Annotated in this window: 15 protein-coding genes, 2 riboswitches and 1 other annotated feature; of the genes, 4 read left to right on the top strand and 11 right to left on the bottom strand. The window is 30.1% G+C overall.

The features are described from left to right. Window positions 1-161: 161 nt before the first annotated feature. Window positions 162-1,061 carry an arginase gene (rocF, locus tag ABF633_RS18945; protein WP_415525963.1) on the top strand — a complete coding sequence of 300 codons (900 nt, stop codon included), beginning with the start codon at window positions 162-164 and terminating at the stop codon, window positions 1,059-1,061. Window positions 1,062-1,200: 139 nt separating this feature from the next. Here the strand turns inward: rocF and ABF633_RS18940 are convergent, their stop codons facing one another. Continuing rightward, on the bottom strand, window positions 1,201-2,382 hold the full coding sequence (locus tag ABF633_RS18940) for an FprA family A-type flavoprotein (protein WP_415525961.1): 1,182 nt from the start codon (window positions 2,380-2,382) through the stop codon (window positions 1,201-1,203). Window positions 2,383-2,594: 212 nt separating this feature from the next. Continuing rightward, window positions 2,595-4,883 (bottom strand): RNA polymerase recycling motor HelD, encoded by a 2,289-nt coding sequence (helD, locus tag ABF633_RS18935; RefSeq protein ID WP_415525959.1) that lies wholly within the window; start codon window positions 4,881-4,883, stop codon window positions 2,595-2,597. Window positions 4,884-5,049: 166 nt separating this feature from the next. Between helD and ABF633_RS18930 the strand changes: the two genes are divergently transcribed. Then, entirely contained in the window at window positions 5,050-5,895 is an 846-nt protein-coding gene (locus tag ABF633_RS18930; RefSeq protein WP_415525957.1) for an SDR family oxidoreductase, read from the top strand. 240 nt (window positions 5,896-6,135) lie between these two features. Here the strand turns inward: ABF633_RS18930 and ABF633_RS18925 are convergent, their stop codons facing one another. From ABF633_RS18925 to ilvA, 6 genes are all read right to left on the bottom strand, one after another. Then, complete coding sequence (locus ABF633_RS18925; protein WP_415525955.1) at window positions 6,136-7,122, bottom strand: biotin--[acetyl-CoA-carboxylase] ligase; 987 nt, start codon at window positions 7,120-7,122, stop codon at window positions 6,136-6,138. Between the two features lie 171 nt (window positions 7,123-7,293). Next, window positions 7,294-7,791 (bottom strand): TspO/MBR family protein, encoded by a 498-nt coding sequence (locus ABF633_RS18920; RefSeq protein WP_415525953.1) that lies wholly within the window; start codon window positions 7,789-7,791, stop codon window positions 7,294-7,296. A gap of 554 nt (window positions 7,792-8,345) precedes the next feature. Next, entirely contained in the window at window positions 8,346-8,906 is a 561-nt protein-coding gene (locus ABF633_RS18915) for a beta-class carbonic anhydrase (RefSeq protein WP_415525951.1), read from the bottom strand. A 137-nt stretch (window positions 8,907-9,043) separates the two neighbouring features. Next, window positions 9,044-10,180, bottom strand: coding sequence for a trans-sulfuration enzyme family protein (locus ABF633_RS18910; protein WP_415525949.1), 1,137 nt, complete (start codon window positions 10,178-10,180; stop codon window positions 9,044-9,046). A gap of 53 nt (window positions 10,181-10,233) precedes the next feature. Further along, window positions 10,234-11,379 carry a trans-sulfuration enzyme family protein gene (locus ABF633_RS18905; protein WP_415525947.1) on the bottom strand — a complete coding sequence of 382 codons (1,146 nt, stop codon included), beginning with the start codon at window positions 11,377-11,379 and terminating at the stop codon, window positions 10,234-10,236. Between the two features lie 135 nt (window positions 11,380-11,514). Continuing rightward, window positions 11,515-11,617: riboswitch (SAM riboswitch) on the bottom strand. Window positions 11,618-11,890: 273 nt separating this feature from the next. Beyond that, window positions 11,891-11,999, bottom strand: a riboswitch (SAM riboswitch). 273 nt (window positions 12,000-12,272) lie between these two features. Further along, on the bottom strand, window positions 12,273-13,517 hold the full coding sequence (gene ilvA, locus ABF633_RS18900; protein ID WP_415525945.1) for a threonine ammonia-lyase: 1,245 nt from the start codon (window positions 13,515-13,517) through the stop codon (window positions 12,273-12,275). 123 nt (window positions 13,518-13,640) lie between these two features. Further along, window positions 13,641-13,906, bottom strand: a binding site (T-box leader). A 148-nt stretch (window positions 13,907-14,054) separates the two neighbouring features. Between ilvA and ABF633_RS18895 the strand changes: the two genes are divergently transcribed. After that, window positions 14,055-14,807 carry a type II CAAX prenyl endopeptidase Rce1 family protein gene (locus ABF633_RS18895; RefSeq protein WP_415525943.1) on the top strand — a complete coding sequence of 251 codons (753 nt, stop codon included), beginning with the start codon at window positions 14,055-14,057 and terminating at the stop codon, window positions 14,805-14,807. Window positions 14,808-15,173: 366 nt separating this feature from the next. Here the strand turns inward: ABF633_RS18895 and ABF633_RS18890 are convergent, their stop codons facing one another. Next, window positions 15,174-15,710 (bottom strand): GNAT family N-acetyltransferase, encoded by a 537-nt coding sequence (locus tag ABF633_RS18890; RefSeq protein ID WP_415525941.1) that lies wholly within the window; start codon window positions 15,708-15,710, stop codon window positions 15,174-15,176. Further along, window positions 15,707-16,249: an O-acetyl-ADP-ribose deacetylase gene (locus ABF633_RS18885; RefSeq protein WP_415525939.1), complete on the bottom strand. Its 543-nt coding sequence runs from the start codon at window positions 16,247-16,249 to the stop codon at window positions 15,707-15,709. Before ABF633_RS18885 ends, ABF633_RS18890 begins: the two co-directional genes overlap by 4 nt. A gap of 399 nt (window positions 16,250-16,648) precedes the next feature. Here ABF633_RS18885 and ABF633_RS18880 point away from each other — a divergent pair, with 399 nt between their 5' ends. Next, on the top strand, window positions 16,649-17,434 hold the full coding sequence (locus ABF633_RS18880; protein ID WP_415525937.1) for an SDR family NAD(P)-dependent oxidoreductase: 786 nt from the start codon (window positions 16,649-16,651) through the stop codon (window positions 17,432-17,434). A gap of 174 nt (window positions 17,435-17,608) precedes the next feature. Here the strand turns inward: ABF633_RS18880 and ABF633_RS18875 are convergent, their stop codons facing one another. Continuing rightward, window positions 17,609-17,980, bottom strand: a complete 372-nt coding sequence (locus tag ABF633_RS18875) for a VOC family protein (protein ID WP_415525935.1) — start codon at window positions 17,978-17,980, stop codon at window positions 17,609-17,611. Between the last annotated feature and the right edge of the window lie 112 nt (window positions 17,981-18,092).

The raw sequence follows: 18,092 nt of genomic DNA, 5'->3' as shown, positions 1-18,092 counted from the left end.
TTATTATTGTATATATAAATTTTTATGCATTAATATGTATTATTAAGCTATTTTAAACTTTCTGGGTTTTATTTAACTAAGCCTAAGCAATTTTTATTTTTATAACTTAACATATAATCAATTTGTTAAGTTAATAATAGCTTCATTAGGAGGTATAGTATATGATTATAAACATGATTGGAGTACCCTTATTTTATGGTTCAGATAGGAAAGGTGTAGATTTTGCTCCAGATAAATTAAGAGAAAATAAAATAGTAGATGTAATTCACAATGATCATCATGAAATATATGACTGCGGAAACATTTTTGTTCCTCAGATTAATGAAGACAACAAATATTCTTCTAATTCCAAATTAAAGTATTTAAAACCAATTATAGATGTCAATACCAATTTAGCTCAGGAAGTATATAGTTCCTTTACTGCCGGTAGTTTTCCCTTTGTAGTTGGAGGTGATCACTCCTTAGGTCTTGGGAGCATATCAGGCGCAAGTAAATATTATAAAAATCTTGCAGTTATATGGGTGGATGCACATACTGATATAAATACTGATCAAACTTCTGAATCTGGTAATGTACATGGCATGCCCCTAGCTGCAGCAATGGGAATAGGCCCAGCATCTTTAACAGACTTATATTTCAAAGGTATAAAAGTAACTCCTGAAAATGTATTTATCATAGGAGCCAGATCTATTGATAAAGGTGAATGTAGTTTAATTGAAGAAAGAGGACTTAACGTATATTCAAGTGATGATATAAAAAATAAAGGCATAGAATCAATTCTTAAGGAAATTCATCATAAGCTCATAGGCCGTAACGTAGATGCAGTTCATTTAAGCTTTGATATAGATTGCCTTGATCCATCAATGGTACCAGGAACTGGTACACCTGTTATGAATGGTATGTCCATAGATGATGCAAAATTTTTATTAAAATATCTTATGAATACAAAACTTATAAAATCCATGGATTTAGTCGAACTAAATACTTTACTGGATAAAAATGATTCCACTACAAAGCTGGTTCTAGATTTGGTTGATTGGACTTTCAAAAATTTGAATTAATAGTAATAAATTTAACCTAGGTATGACTAATCTTAAATAGGGCTAAGGCAAACACCTTGTATTAGCGTAAGCCTAGCCTTATTTAATATGTGCTGTGTAGTTTATGGTTAATTTAACGAACTACCTGTTTAATTAAATATTATAGTAAAGCTACAAATTTCTCTACAAATTCATCTGCTTCTTTAAATTCTTTTTCATCTGGAACAAATTTAAATCTTAATCCACCCTCTACAGTTTTAAACTTAAGAGTTTTTAATCTTTCAGTAAGCATTGGAACACCTTCTCCGCTCCAACCGAAGGATCCAAAAGCGCCTGCTGCCTTACCTCTATTAGTTATAGCTGAAACATGTGATAGTACATCCCAAGATGGTTTTACAGCGTCTTGATTGATTGTAGGAGAACCAACTAAAATACCACTTGCTTTTTCAATAAGCTCATTTATTTTACCAGGATCTGTAGTTGTAATTTCATGCACTTCTGCCTTTATTCCTTTATTACTTATAGCCTCAGCTAAGTAATTTGCCATACGTCCTGTATTTCCATAAGCAGTTATGTAAAGCACTTGTACATTTTTCTCATTAATTGGTTCTATTTTTGCCCATTCTCTGTAAAGATTTATATATTTATCTACATCTTTGATATGAACAGGGCCATGACTTGGTGCAACTATATCTACTTCTAAATCCTTTATTTTATCCAGACCTGCGTTAACAAATCTCTTAAATGGTGACATAATTACATCAAAATAATACTTCATTTCCTCAAAATACTCTTCATCACAGGTATCATCAGTTACATCGCAAGTAGGGCAATAGTGACAACCCATTACATCACAGGTAAACAATGTAGAAGCTGCTTCAGCATAGGTAAACATTGTATCTGGCCAATGTAAATTTGGTGCAGATATAAATTTCAAATCAGTTTTTCCAAGATTAAGATTTCCAAGTGCTAATGCATCTTCGTTTTTAAAATCTTTATTTATGATTTCTTTTGCATAGTTTATAGCAGCTTTTGTAGCTACTACTGTTGCATCTGGATATTCTTCTACAAGTCTAAAAAGTGAACCACTATGATCAAGTTCTGTATGCTGAACGATTATGTAATCAACTTTTCTTTCACCTATAACTTCTTTTATATTAGCTAAAAATTCATCATAGAAGCCATTTTTCACAGTATCAATTACGGCTACTTTTTCATCGTCAATTAAATAAGAATTATAAGTACTTCCTTTTTTAGTATTCATTATAATATCAAATACTCTCAATTTTTCATCTTTTACTCCAACCCAATGGATATTGTCTTTTAATTTTATTGCACTCATTCTATACCTCCTGTGAATTCTTACTTTGCATAAATATTAAATAGATTTTATTAGACTATCTTTCTTTGTGTTAATTTTACCACACCTACGTAATATTTCAAACTCATATGTTAATTTTTTAACTTTCCACAGACTTAGCTTAGAGTTAGCACCGCTTTCTCTAAACACTGATATACCTAATTTAACATTTCTATACCATGTATAAAATTTTATCAACAATCCAAAAGCGGTGATGGCTTCTTATTGTAAAAAATATATTCCAAGTGCAATGCTCTTGTAAGTACTACATATAATATTTTTTTATCAAGCTCATTATTTTCGTAATTTTCTTCATTACAATTGTATATAACACTGCAGTCAAATTCCAGTCCTTTAGTCATATAGGATGGAATAATTATTTTTTCTAAATTTACATTTTTATCTGTATCCCTTACTATATCCCAGTTATAACTGCTGTATTTCTTTAGAGCTCCCTTTATTTTTTTACATTCTTCATAAGTTCTGCCAATAACAGCTATATTGCCTTTTCCAGCTTTATCACAATAACTTACTATTTCATCAAGTTCATGAGCAAAATCCTTATTATTTTCAAACTCTTTAAGTCTAGGCGCATCCCCATGTCTTAAAACTGGCTTTGCTGGCTTCAGGCTATTTTCCTGCTTCACTAATATTTTGTTGGCGAAATCTATAATCTCTACTGTAGAACGATAACTTTGAGTTAATTGTACATAATTACCTTCTCCAGAGAATACATCCTTAATAAGTTTTTCCCAATTATCTATACCTTTATAATAATAAATTCCCTGACCTACATCTCCCACTACAGTGTAAGAATTATTTTTTGCCATATCTTTAATTACGCAGTATTGAAAAAAACTATAATCCTGAGCCTCATCCATAACTATATGTTTAAATCTGAATTTTTCTTCAACGCCCTCAATTTTGAATTTCAAATAAATCATAGCAGCTAAATCATCACTGTCTACAATTCCTTTTTCTTCATTATCTTCCAATTCACTTTTCATGTAATCATATAGCTTTTTTGGTATTCTACCTTCTACAATTTCATTAAACATAGCTTCGTTATTAAAAAACTTATGAAGAAGCTCCTTGGTGTCCCTATGTTTCCACTTTTCAAAATATTCTTCTATGTTGTTTTTAGCCGATTTTAAAATACGTTTCTTACTTTCATCTCTCTCATCATAAAGTTGTATTATTTTTTTTCTTCTTTCAGGTCCATCTTCCATAACTCTTTTTATTCTGGCTATATTATATTCATAATTAAAAGCTGCCTTTACTATTATTTCTCCAATTCTATCATTAAATTTAATAGTAAAGTATCTTTTTATCTCATCTTTTCGTCTGTCTATAGGTAGATGTTTCATATCCTCTATAAAAAGCCTTTTAATATCCTGGGCACTAAACAAAATATATTTATCAACTTTTATATCTTCAATTTCCGCATCTTTTGCTTCTATATAAGCTACATAATCATCAATGATAGATTTATACAACATGGATCCTTTAAGACTGCTGCTTTGTGTTATAAGATTATTATTTTCATTTTTTTCTTCTAAAACCACAGCCAGCTTCTTATCCTTTGTAAACACTTTCCCTTTTAATTGAAGAATTTCCATTGCCAGCTCTTCAAAGGTCTTCTGCTTAACCTTATTAATACCAAGACTTGGCAGAACCATGGAAATATAATCTAAAAATAATTTATTTGGTGCAATAACCAGAATATCATCACCACTTAAGGTTTTATTATATTTGTATAAAAGATATGCCAATCTATGCAGTGCAATAGTAGTCTTTCCTGAACCAGCAGATCCCTGAACTATAAGTGGTATATTTTTACTTGCTCTTATAATATCATTCTGCTCTTTTTGTATTGTGGCTACTACATCTTTCAACTTACTGCTTACACTTTCTTCAAGATTTATTTTTAAAAATTCATCTACCAGAGAATTATCTTCGCCGCTTGATTTTAATATTATCTCATTTATTCCCTCATCAAAGGCATCCTTAAGCTTTGAATCTCTAATTAGGAATTTCCGTTTTAAATTTAAACTTCCATCTACAAATCCATCTGGTATTTCATAGGAAGTCTCTCCCTGAGTACCACTGTAATATAAATCAGCTATAGGTGCTCTCCAATCAATTACAATTTCATCTCCAGTTTTGCTATCCCCAAGACCAAATTTGCCTATATAATAACTTTCATTATCTCTGTACTTTTCTCTAAAGTCTATTCGTGCGAAATAAGGCTGATCCTTCGCCTCTATATATTTTTGTAAATTTTTATGAGTTATATTATATAATTTTTGAGCTGTCTCAAGTTCTTCATTATATCTACCCTTGGCTTCTTTTCTCAGCTCAGTAATTTTACTCTGAAGATCTAAATCATTTTTATTTATTATATTTATCTCATCATCAATCCAATGTTTAGTATTATAAAGTTTATCTTCTTCAAATTTAAATTCCACTTTGTCTATTGCCAAAATTAACACCTCACTTAAAAGTTTAGGCATATGAAATGAATATCAATGAATTATATACAGAATAAAATTATATCGCTACTAGTTAATTTAATCAATAGCACTATTTTAAGTTTTTACTGCATATAATTTTATTGTGACTACATTATTACGAGGAGGTAGTTTTACTATGAAAATCCTAATTACAGGAGCTGAAAATCCCTTATCTAAATATATTGAAAATAGATTTAAAGACACAAATGAAATATATAGCTTTACACGAAAGGAACTAGACATTTCAGATAAAAATTTAACCTATGAAATTATAACGGATAATAAACCGGATATCTTAATTCATCTTGATTCCATGAGTAATATTGACATTTGTGAGCATGACGAATCTCTTGCCTACACTATAAATACTATAGGCACTCTAAATGCGGCTTATCCTTGCAGCATATTAAATATACCAATAATTTATCTGTCCACTTCCTACGTGTACGATGGCAATAAAAATTCTCCTTATTTTGAAACTGATAAATGTTCTCCAGTAAATATATATGGTAAGACAAAACTTGCTGGAGAAAAACTAATTAGAACGCTGTGCAAAAAATATTTTATTGTAAGAACTGGCTGGCTATTTGGTGAAGAGAATTGTTTTGTAAATAAGGTACTTAATAACAGCAATGTATCCATGTTTGTATGCAGTACTGAAACTGGTAATCCTACATACGTAGAGGATTTATGCAGGGTAATTGAAAAGATGTTTCACTCTGATTTATATGGAATATACAATTGTGGAAACCCCTCAAGCACAACTAAATCTGCTTGGGTAAAAAAGATTTTTAATTATTCCGGCATAGAAAGACGTATACTTGAAATGCCCGAAAACTTTTTACGAAATACTGCAATACGACCGAAGAACTCTTCTTTAAATATATCTCTCATAAAAAACTGTTTTGATATAGAACTTCCCAATTGGGAAAATAGACTTTCAGAATATATAAAGGATAATGGCCTTCCTCAAAAGAAGTGAACTCGTTTCAGCAAGCTGAAACATCGGTAAATCAGGTGGGGAGTCTACCCCACCTGATTGGAAAATCCCACCTTCGCTTCGCTTAGAGGTGGAGGTCTGAACCTTTCAGTTAGGAAAAGATAAATGTTCATTAAAATTTGAGAAGAGCTCCTTAAAAATCAGATTTTACTAATTATTTATAGTAGAAAAGCTGTCTCACAATGTACATATACATTGTGAGACAGCCACTTGCATATAGTTTTATATATAACTTTCTAATCCCCTTATGGATATTTCTCCAGATATTAAATTCTCCACACTGCCATCTTCATATTTAACAATAAGTTCACCTTTATCATTTATATCAATTACCTTTGCCCTTATAGAATTTTCCTTCTTAATAACTTTAATTTCTCTATCAATTAAAATTGAACTTTCCCTGCAAATAGCTATGGCTTCTTCTATATCTTCTTTTTCCACAAAGGCCCTGTATAATGGTTCAAAATTATTTAATATTCTTGTTACAATTTTTTTCCTACTTATTTTTTTACCCATCTCTATTTTTAAAGAAGTAGCTGTTTCTTTTACTTCCTCTGTAAAATCATCTTCATCCAAATTTACATTTATTCCTATACCCATTACTATAAAATTTACCTTAGTTAATTCTGCGCTCATTTCAGTAAGTATTCCACAAAGCTTTTTTTTATTCAAAAGTATATCATTGGGCCATTTTATTAATGTTTCTATTTTCATTTCTCTAAAAGCTTTATTTATAGCTGCCGCACCTATCTGTGTCACCATAGATACATTTAAGGGATTAATATCTGGCTTTAAAATAATAGACATCCATATTCCCTTTCTATTTGGGGATATAAAGTTTCTTCCAAGTCTCCCCTTGCCCATGGTCTGCTCCTCAGCTATTACAACGGTGCCATCTTCATCTAATAAGGAAGCTAATTCTTTAGCTTTAGAATTTGTAGAATCAATACTATCGAAATGAATAATTCTTCTACCTATAAATTTAGTATTTAAGCCCTCATATATTTCCTCATAAGTTAATATATCCGGGGAGTCTAATAATCTATAGCCTTTTTTAGATACAGATTCAATTTCGTAACCTTCTATTTTCAACTGATTTATGCATTTCCATATAGCAGTACGACTAACCCCAAATTTTTCACTAATTTCCTGTCCTGATATAAAATCTTCAGTATTTTCTTTTAAAAGCCTTAGTATTTCATCTTTCAAAGCTTTATCCTCCTGTTTTCTTTAGCTTACCTATGTTTTAATTATTGACAATATATTGATTTATACAACATTCAGTAACTATGATCTGAATTTATCTGACTATATGCCAGTACCTACTAATATTTATTATAGATTTTATTATTCCATATTTCTACATAAAATTCTTTTAATCTAACAATTTAAAAACCATATAGCAAAATTTAAAGCTGCTGCAAAGGAAACTCCTGCTATGTAAGGTATCATAAGAAGTCCTGACAATCTATCATATTTAAAGAATTCAAAGGTAGTTGACATTGTAAATATGAATAGAATTAACAATTCTACAAAAGCAAGTCCATATAATCTCAATCTAAAAAATAAAATTGCCCATAAAAAATTGAAGAAAAGCAAAAAGACATACAATAATAAAGCTTTTCTTATATTCTTACCCTGCTTACCTGTTTCCCATATCCTATAAGCAGCCAGTCCAATTAATAAATATAAAATGGGCCATACTATTGGGAACACATAGGCTGGCGGTGCAATTACAGGCTTTTTTAAAGCCTCATAACTACTGGAATTTGCATTTCCCAAAAAAGCACTCAATACTCCTACTGCTTCTACAATAATAATACTCAAGAAAGCTTTAAGTATCTCACTCTTATCATTAACTTTGAATATATTAACCATAAATCATTATACCTCCAGAGATTGTATTATAATAATAGTATAGTTAATATTTGTCTGTATTATGATTGAAATAAAAACTTCACAGAAACATACTATTTTCTCCGGTAGAATATATAATCAGCTTATGAAGTGATCTTGTACAAGCTATATATAATAATTTTCTTTAGCCTTTTAATCATGGGCATATTGATCTTATTATTTAAAAATGAATTTTTCAGCAGTTCTTTTGTTTCAATAATTTTACCATCATAAGTTTTTTTACAAAACCCCTTTACGACAAACAGACTAATATCTTATGATATAATTGATATTTTATATATACTTTGATTAATGAGTTCAATTTTTAATTATATAAAAAAGAGTATTCATGTAAAGCATGAATACTCTTTTTTATAATTAAGAATAGTGCGTCTCATCCAATATTGATGTGGTGCTAAATATAATAAACCGTACAATATATACAAAAAATTATATTTTTATCATCATTTAATTTCTAATGAACTTTTTAATAGGCGTAATCCAGTTTGATGAGTTGATTGAATATTTTCATATAGCTATTCATATCCATTAACAATAACTTCTAATTTTCCTGTTTCTGGATCTATTATTAGACCATGTATTTTTATATCCTTTGGAATTAGAGGATGATTTTTTATCAATTCCACGCTCTCTTTAATAGACTCCTCTACAGAATCAAAACCATGCAGCCATTTTTTTATATCAATTCCTGCATTACATAAAGTTGTTATAACCTCTTCGGAGATGCCTCTTTCTATTGCTTTTTCTAAAACTTCATCTCCATTTAAGTTACTCATACCGCAACCATAATGTCCAATTACAAATACTTCATCCGCTTTGAATTCATAAACAGCAACCACAATACTTCTTATTATGCTGCCAAATGGATGCATTATAGAAGCACCAGCATTCTTAATAATCTTAGCATCACCATTTTTAATGTTTAGTGCCTTTGGAAGAAGTTCTGTTAATCTAGTATCCATGCATGACAAAATTACTAACTTCTTATTTGGTTCTTTTGATGTCCTATACTTAACATATTCCTTATTTTCTACAAAAGCTCGATTATAGTCTAATATTTCTTGTAACTTGCTCATTATATCCTCCTTGTATAAAGTTTTATAGTATTGAAAATTTTATCAAGTCTACTTGTGGATTCGCCTCCTCTTATTGTAAATTTTCAACAAAATAAAACGTGGTATAATCAATTTAAATTAATTATACCACTTTGCTATTATATTGAAAGCGCCCTCTTAAAATCATCTATTAAATCATCAGTATCTTCAAGACCTAAAGAAACTCTTATAAGACTATCCTTAATTCCTAAAGCTTCCCTTTCTTCCTTAGGTATGGCCGCATGAGACATTTTAGCAGGATAAGAAACTATAGTCTCCACTCCACCAAGACTAACAGCTACTGCTGCAAGTTTAACCTTTCTCATAAAATTTCTGGCAATATCGTCATCCTTAGTTTCAAAGGAAAGCACTGCACCTCCGCCTTTGGTCTGTGAAAGATGTATATCACTATCATGATGCTCAGGAAGTCCAGGATAGTAAACCTTCACCACTTCCGGCTGCTCTTTAAGCCATTTTGCCAATTTCAGTGCACTTTTTTGCTGATAATCGAGCCTTACCTTAAGGGTTTTAATTCCCCTTAGCAGCAGCCAACAATCCTGAGGTCCTAAAACAGCACCAAAGGAATTCTGTACAAATTTCACCTTGTCTGAAAGTTCTTTTCCCTTAACTGCCACAAGACCACTTATAACATCGCTGTGTCCTCCAATAAATTTTGTAGCACTGTGTACTACAATATCTGCTCCTAATTTAATAGGATTTTGCAGATAGGGAGACATAAAAGTATTATCCACAATAACTACAATGTTATGTTCCTTAGCTACTTTTATAACTGCTCTTAAATCAGTTATCTTTAAAAGAGGATTAGAAGGCGTTTCAAGAAATATTGCTTTAGTATTACTCTTTATTCTCTCCTTAATCTCTCCGATATTAGAAGCATCCACGAAGGTAGTTTCCACATTAAATTTTGTAAAAAATGAGGAAGTTACTCTATAAGTACCTCCATAAACATCTTTACAGACTAAAATGTGATCTCCTGAAGAGAAAATAGATAATACTGAGGATATAGCAGCCATACCTGAGGAAAATGCAAACCCACTATCTCCTTCTTCTAAAGCAGCTATAGTGTTTTCAAGTGCTTCTCTAGTAGGATTACCAGACCTTGAATAATCATATTTACTAAAATTATCTATATCAAACTGATGAAAAGTAGATGCATGATATATAGGTAAACTTAATGCTCCCGTATTTTTATCTATTTCGTTTCCATTATGAATAAGCTTTGTTCCAAAATCCATATTTCTATCTCCCTTACAATCTTATTAATTTTGAATTTTTTTATTTAAGTAACTTAATAATTTAAAGCTCTATCAAGATCCTCTATTAGATCCTCCACATTTTCAATTCCTACTGAAAGTCTTAAAAGTGTATCTTTAATACCTATTCTATTTCTTATATCTTCCGGTATAGCTGCATGAGTCTGTGTATACGGATAAGTTATAAGACTCTCAACTCCGCCTAAACTTTCTGCAAAATATATGACTTCAAGTTTTTCAAGCACTCTTTCAATACTTTCTTTTTCATTCACATTAAAGGAAATCATTGATCCGAAACCTGTAGCCTGCTTAATTGATATGTCATATCCTTTATGATTTTTAAGTCCAGGATAGAAGACATCTTTAACAGCTTTACACTCATTAAGCCAGTTAGATATTTTAATTGCATTTTCCTGCTGCTTTTCAACTCTTATGGATAGGGTTTTTATTCCTCTTAATATAAGCCAGCTATCAAATGGAGAAAGTACTCCACCTGTAGATACTTGAGTGAATCTTAATTCTTCAATAAATTTATTTGCAACTATAATTCCTGAAAGAGTATCATTATGTCCTCCCAAAAACTTTGTTCCACTATGAATTACTATATCAGCCCCTAAAAGCAATGGTCTTTGAAAGTACGGACTGAGAAAAGTATTATCTACTATAGTTAATATTTCTAACGGTCTTGCTATAGCTGTTATTTTCTCTATGTCTGTTATTCTCATCATAGGATTTGAAGGGGTTTCTATAAAAATTGCTCTAGTATTTTTTCTCAAAACAGCTTCAACTTTTTCTATATTTGTTGTGTCTATATAAGTAGTTTCAACACCATATTTTTTATATACCTGTTCAAATAATCTATAGGTACCTCCATATAAATCTTCCGATACAATTATGTGATCTTTAGGTGAAAAGAGTCTTGCTACTGCATCTATGGCCGCCATTCCTGTAGAAAAAGCAAAACCCGCTTTACCTCCTTCAAGCTTTGCAATTGTTTTTTCAAGTTCCTCTCTTGTTGGATTCTCTGATCTTGAATAATCATATCCTGTACTTTTATTTAATCCCCTATGTCTAAAGGTTGCACTTTGATATATAGGCATACTTATGGCCCCAGTTGTATCCTCTCTTTCTCTACATCCCTGTACCATAATTGTTTCTAAGCGTCTACAATGATCTCCCATAAAATCTCCCCCTAAAAAATTATGTATTACTAGATAATTCATCTAAACTCAGCGGGAATACAAACTTCCACTGAGTAAGATTCATTATTAAATTGAAAAAACCCCTTAAAAAATAAGAGGCTTATAACAGTTTGCCTCTTATCTCTCAGAAAATACTGTAGGAATTAGCACATTTTCAGCTATTGCTGACTGTTGCTGGGTTTCATTGGGCCTATCCCTCCACCTCTCTTGATAAGAGTTTATTTAATTTTTAAATATATACTTCAATTTGTTTAATTTATGTTATCCTATATTCCACAAGTAATTCATACATCGACATCACTGGGATTACTTGTGGAATTTTTTTAATAGAAAATCAAATATTATCAATGAATTATTTGACAAGTTAAAAATTACTTAAAGTGTACTAAAATACTTTAGCAATTAGTTTTTTATGATGATTAAACAAATTCTAAAAAATAAAAACTGCTTTCCATAAGAGAAAGCAGCAAATAATACATATTCACCTCTTCTCTTATCTTTCAGAAAACTTCTGCTGGAATTAACACCGTCACATTTAAAAATCAAATGCCGGTTGTCGGGTTTCACTGGGCCAGTCCCTCCACCTCTCTTGATAAGACCAAGAATTTAAATTATTAAATTTTCTTTAGTTTATATCATAACTATTTTTATTATAGATGTCAATGATTTTTAATAAAAAATATTAACAATGTTAAAATTATTCCCTATAGTATTTCTTCCAAAAATAATGCTAATGACTATTCTCCAACACCTTTAGAAGGAAAAGTAATGTAATACTTAACTAAATCTATAAACTTTATAAAGCATTTAGCTTAGTATCTCACATTACTTTTTTATTTTCATATAAATATATCTATATTATATATACTCTATTAATAAACTTTATAAACATCATATCCTGCTTCATTTAATGCTTTTACTATTTCTTTTATATGTTCATGCCCATTGGTTTCTACAGTTACTTCAAGCATAACATCCTTTAGCCTATCAATAGCTTTGAATTGGTTATGGTCTAATTTTATTACATTAGCTTTTTGATCAGCTAGTATTTCCGATATCTTTAATAATTGTCCTGGGGAATCTTGTAATTTAACTGAGAAACAGAATATTCTACCTCTAGACAATAGTCCATTATTTAACATTGATGCTATAGTTACTACATCAATATTACCTCCACTTATTAATGAAACTACCTTTTTCCCTTTAAAATCCAACCTCTTTAAAGCCGCTAAAGACATCACTCCTGTGGCTTCTGCTACAAGTTTATGTTTTTCCAAAAGTATAAATGCAGCTTCAATGAGTTCACAATCACTTACAGTAACAATTTCATCTACATATTGTTTAACAACCTCAAAAGTTTTATCTCCAGGTTGCTTTACAGCTGCTCCATCTGCAATAGTATCAACTTTATCTGAAGCAGTTAATATTCCGGTATCAAATGATACCTTCATAGCACTTGCTCCATCTGACTGAACTCCTATAACTTTTATATCTGGATTAATAGACTTTGCTGCTACCGCTATACCACTTATTAAACCGCCGCCGCCTATTGGTACCAAAATGGCATCTACATCTTTTAATTCATCTATTATTTCAAGAGCTATGGTTCCCTGCCCAGCCATAACATCCTCATCATCAAAAGGATGTATAAAAGTATATCCATTCTCTCTTTCTAATCTTTTAGCCTCTTCATAAGCTTCATCATATATCTGTCCCTTAAGCACTACATTTGCCCCATAGCTTCTAGTTGCTTGTACTTTTATTAAAGGTGTAGTTTCTGGCATGACAATAGTTGCTTTGATTCCAAGTTTACTCGCAGAATAAGCAACTCCTTGGGCATGATTACCTGCTGAAGATGCTATCAAACCTCTTTTTTTCTGTTCTTCACTGAGCTTACTTATTTTATTTAGTGCTCCTCTTAGCTTAAACGCACCAGTAATCTGAAGATTTTCAGGTTTTATATAAACTTCATTACCACTTTCTTTGCTAAATTCCGAACTATATATTAACTTTGTCTTTATGCATATGCCTTCTATTCTCTTTCTTGCCTCTAATACATCATCTAAAGTAATGTAATTTGTTTCATTTTCTGTTTCTACTACTGAATTTTGTTCCACAGTTCAAAACCCCTTCCTAAATTTATATATTAGGCATACTGACTATTTATTTATTTGAATATGCCTTATTTAAAAATAAAAAATCTTCCGTCCTTATAAGCACATACAACAAAATCATATGCTCATAAGGACGAAAGATTAAACTTCCGCGGTACCACCTTTTTTTGCAGCTAACACAATAACTGCCCCTCAACTCAGATCATTACAAAAACTCATAATTAATCTTAACCATATATCGCTGGTAAACGTCCTTGTTTACTTGATAAAACTCTTTCAACTCGGAAACTCCGGAGTGATCATTTTATATCCATGCTAATATTAGCTTCCACCAAACGCTAACTCTCTTTAATTAACAAATCGAATATTTTTTTCTCCATCTTAGTTTTAATTGTATTATTTATTAAATCTGATTCTAAGTATATTATTGTTTAATATGATTGTCAATATATTTTCCTATTTTAATATGAAATATTTCAGGTTATACTTCTTAACTGCTATTAATATAATTTAAATATCAATTAGAACTAAGGGGTAATTATGTATCACTTTTATAATATTAAATTTACTAAAAAATATAAAGCTATTATTTATCTACTTCAAATTCCTATTATGTATTTTCTTCTAGTATATCCTCCAATAAAAAATCCTGTACTTTTTGAGGCTATCTTTTACTCAATATTTATTGTATTTGCCTTGGTCCTTGGCTGGTCAGATTCATCCCTATATCTAGATGGACATGGTAAATCGTTAAGGCAAATATTATTTTTAGGATTACAATTGTATTGTTTTCAAATAATTGTATCATCATTGGTTATTTTTTTAATGAGAAATCCTGACCCTCAAGGTATAAAAAACATGTCTTATTCCTTTAATTATTATCTGTTCAATCATGTTATACAAACAATAATTGTAGCCTTTAGTGAAGAGTTTTTTAAATTTACCGTTTTTATAGGAATTCTATCTTTGATTCATAGAAAAAGGAAATTCAATGTATTTATATCTATTGCACTCACATCTCTAGTGTTTGGAGCTATGCATGGAATAAACTACAAGATAACAGCCATAATACCTATAATGTTTAATACAATCCCCTGCTTCATTTATTTATTAAAATACAGAAATCTCTATATTTTAATATTTGCTCACTTTATTTTTGATACTATAGCCTTCTTATCCCACGTAGAGCCTTTAGGCCATGAAACTATACAATTTATAGCCTTCATATTATTAATATTTATTTTAGTAAAGCAAATTTTTATACCTAGAATAAAGAGAGTATTTATTAAATAAGTGTGCCTTTTATTTTTCTGTGAAAATATTATCACTATTATAGGCCTATGTTAAGGTTCAAGAGGCGGTTTTGTGGCTCCTTCGTGTACCTCAATATTATTTAAATACATCCTATGTTAAGGTTCAGCCACTATAAAATAGCCATTCTTTATTTTTATTATACCCGCTTATGCATTAGAAATGAATGACTTTCTAAAAATTTTACCAACCATTTTTGTTATACAAGTAAAATAATAAAAAAATACCTATAAGCCTTATATTCCAAAACTTTATAGGTACTTTATTTCTAATTTCAATTGGTAAAATATACTCAATCTTCAATCCTATTTTTTTACGATGTTCTATGGAATTACATAGATGTTAAACTCAATCAATTTTAAGCCCCATAAAAATAGCATCATAAAATCTATCCTTTATATAGAACTCTCTGGTAATAACTCCTTCCTGTTGAAATTCATATTTCTCATATAATTTTATGGCATTTTTATTATCATCTCTAACTCTTAAATTAATTTTTCTTATTATACCTGTATCTTTTGCCCATTCTATTAAATAATTCAAAAGGGCACTTCCTACTCCCTGTCCCCAATAAGCTTTTCTCACAGTTATTCCAAACTCGCCTACATGTCTTATCCTATTCTTATCACCTGCCCTCAGTGCAGCTGATCCAATTATTTTATTATCTATTATAGCTACAATCATTATTGCATTATCCTTACTGTTAATGTCTTTTATAAAATTTTCTTCAGCTTCCAGTGTCATCTTAAGTTCTCCTTCTCCGAAGGTTAAATTATCAGATTCACCACCAATTGCCAGCATATATTCCACTATCTCCGCTGTATCCTCCTTTGTAGCTTTTCTAATTATTATTTTCTGTACATTTTTAATTTTCAATTCACTCATTGTATTCCCCTCATCATTTCATAATATATATTATAATTTTCATCATCAAAGCATACAAATATAATTTGCTCAACATCTTTGTTACTTTTTATAATCTCTAAAACCTTTTTAAGTGCAATTTCAGCTGCCAACTTTTTAGGAAATCCATATACTCCTGTACTTATATTTGGAAATGCAATGATGCCAACTCCGTTTTCAACAGCTAAATTAATACTGTTTTCATAGCATTTACCTAACAATTCCGCTTCCTTGTTATATCCGCCGCTCCATATTGGACCTACTGTGTGAATAACATATTTGGCTTTCAGCTTTCCACCTGTAGTAATTACAGCTTCTCCAGTATGACATCTGCCCTTTTTATTTCTGATTTTCATACACTCTTCATGGATTTTAATGCCGCCTGCTTTGTGAATAGCTCCATCCACACCCCCTCCACCTAAAAGTCCACTATTAGCAGCATTTACAATAGCATCCACTTTTAAAGTAGTTATATCGGCCTTTATAAGTTTAATCTTACTATCATATATTTCATAATTCACACTATCTCCTCCCAAACTTTTACCATCAATTAATATTAGCTAATACAAATTTGTTTTCACACAATTTATATGAATTATTTATATCTATGTATATATGACTATTATATTCTTCTTAATAAAATCATAAAGAATATAATTTATTCTAAATTTATTGAATTTTTTAGTTCTACAGGGTATTACATTAATTATACTAAAGTGAAAATTTAAGCTTTCATTATAAATTATACCATTTTGGGTATATAATCTTAATATAAAGGATATGAAATACTTAATTAAAAAACTTAGGCATTTGAAAATAAATACAAGTGAATATAGGATATCTATTTACCATACCTTAAGATACATTTTAAAGGAACTTAATTTTGATGAAAACTAAATCATGAAAGAAGGAACTTATCTATGGATATAAATGGCAAAAATATTATTTTAACTGGAGCTTCTTCTGGAATTGGCAAAGAATTATTGAAAAAACTGAAAAATTATGATGTAAAAATAATTGCTGTAGCAAGAAACATTGATAAAATACCAAATTATGGTGAAAATATTATATCTTTTTCCTGTGATTTATCAAGGAAAGAAGAAGTTGACAGGCTTTTTGAGTATGCTCTAAGTGTACTTAAAAGTATAGACATATTTATAGCCAATGCTGGCTTTGCCTATTGTGAAGAAATTGAAGAGGCAAACTGGGAACATATAGAAAAAATATATAGCACTAATGTTTTTTCACCTATATATGTTGCTGAAAAAATGAAAAATATTAATAAGGACAGAGCCTATTACATGATTATAACCTGCTCTGCAGTAAGTACAGTGGCACTTCCTGGATACACACTTTATTGTGCCACAAAAGCTTCTATAAATATGTTTGCAAAAACCTACAGATATGAAATGAAAAACAAAGGGAAATTAGGTCTAGTCTATCCAATTGCTACAAAAACAAACTTTTTTAAAAGAGCTGGTGGAAATATAGCTCCTGTACCATGGCCAGTTCAATCTCCTGAAATAGTTGCTGCCAGTATAATATTAGGTATTAAGTTCAATTTAAGAAACATATATCCTTCAATTCTATTCCTTATTGCCAGTATTATTAACAGAATAATTCCTATTCTATATCCTATTTACAGTAAAATTTTCTCAATAAGCTTTAACTTATGGCTTAAAAAAAATAATAAAAAGCCACTTTAAATTTTTCAAAGATAATAAATATTTTTAAGATTCAAAAGAATTTAAATGTAACTGAATCTTAGAAATGTTTATTATAAATTTACATATTAATTATGTTAGTCAATAGTATATTTATTCTCATCTATACTATTGACTTTATAATATTTCAATGTAATAAATACTATATTTAAATCTTTACTTTTTATTAGGCACTATTTCTACCCAGTATCCATCCGGATCCATTATAAAGTATATTCCCATAGCTTGATTTTCATAACATATGCATCCCATTTTTTTATGATGCTCATGAGCTTCTTCAAAGTTATCTGTTTTTACAGCTAAATGAAATTCACTTTCTCCAAGATTATAAGCTTCTTTTCTATCTTTAAGCCACGTAAGTTCTAAAGTAAAGCCTGTTTCTTTATCTCCAAGATAAACTAAAATAAAGCTTCCATCCTCTGCATTATGTCTTCTTACCTCTTCAAAGCCAAGAGCTTCTTTATAAAATGAAAGACTTCTTTCTAAATCCAAAACATTAAAATTGTAGTGATCAAATTTAAATTTCATTTACAACAATCCCTTCCTAATTATATATTACAAATACATTATAATATAATCACTACAAAAATTGAAGCAAGTTCTTAATTCAGGTGGGGATTCTTTTACCCCATCTGAATTT

The sequence above is a fragment of the Clostridium sp. genome, from assembly GCF_047718555.1.
Classification (GTDB): Bacteria; Bacillota; Clostridia; order Clostridiales; family Clostridiaceae; genus Clostridium_I.
Note: the sequence above shows the minus strand (reverse complement) of the source record. Positions and strands in the feature narration are given on the sequence as shown.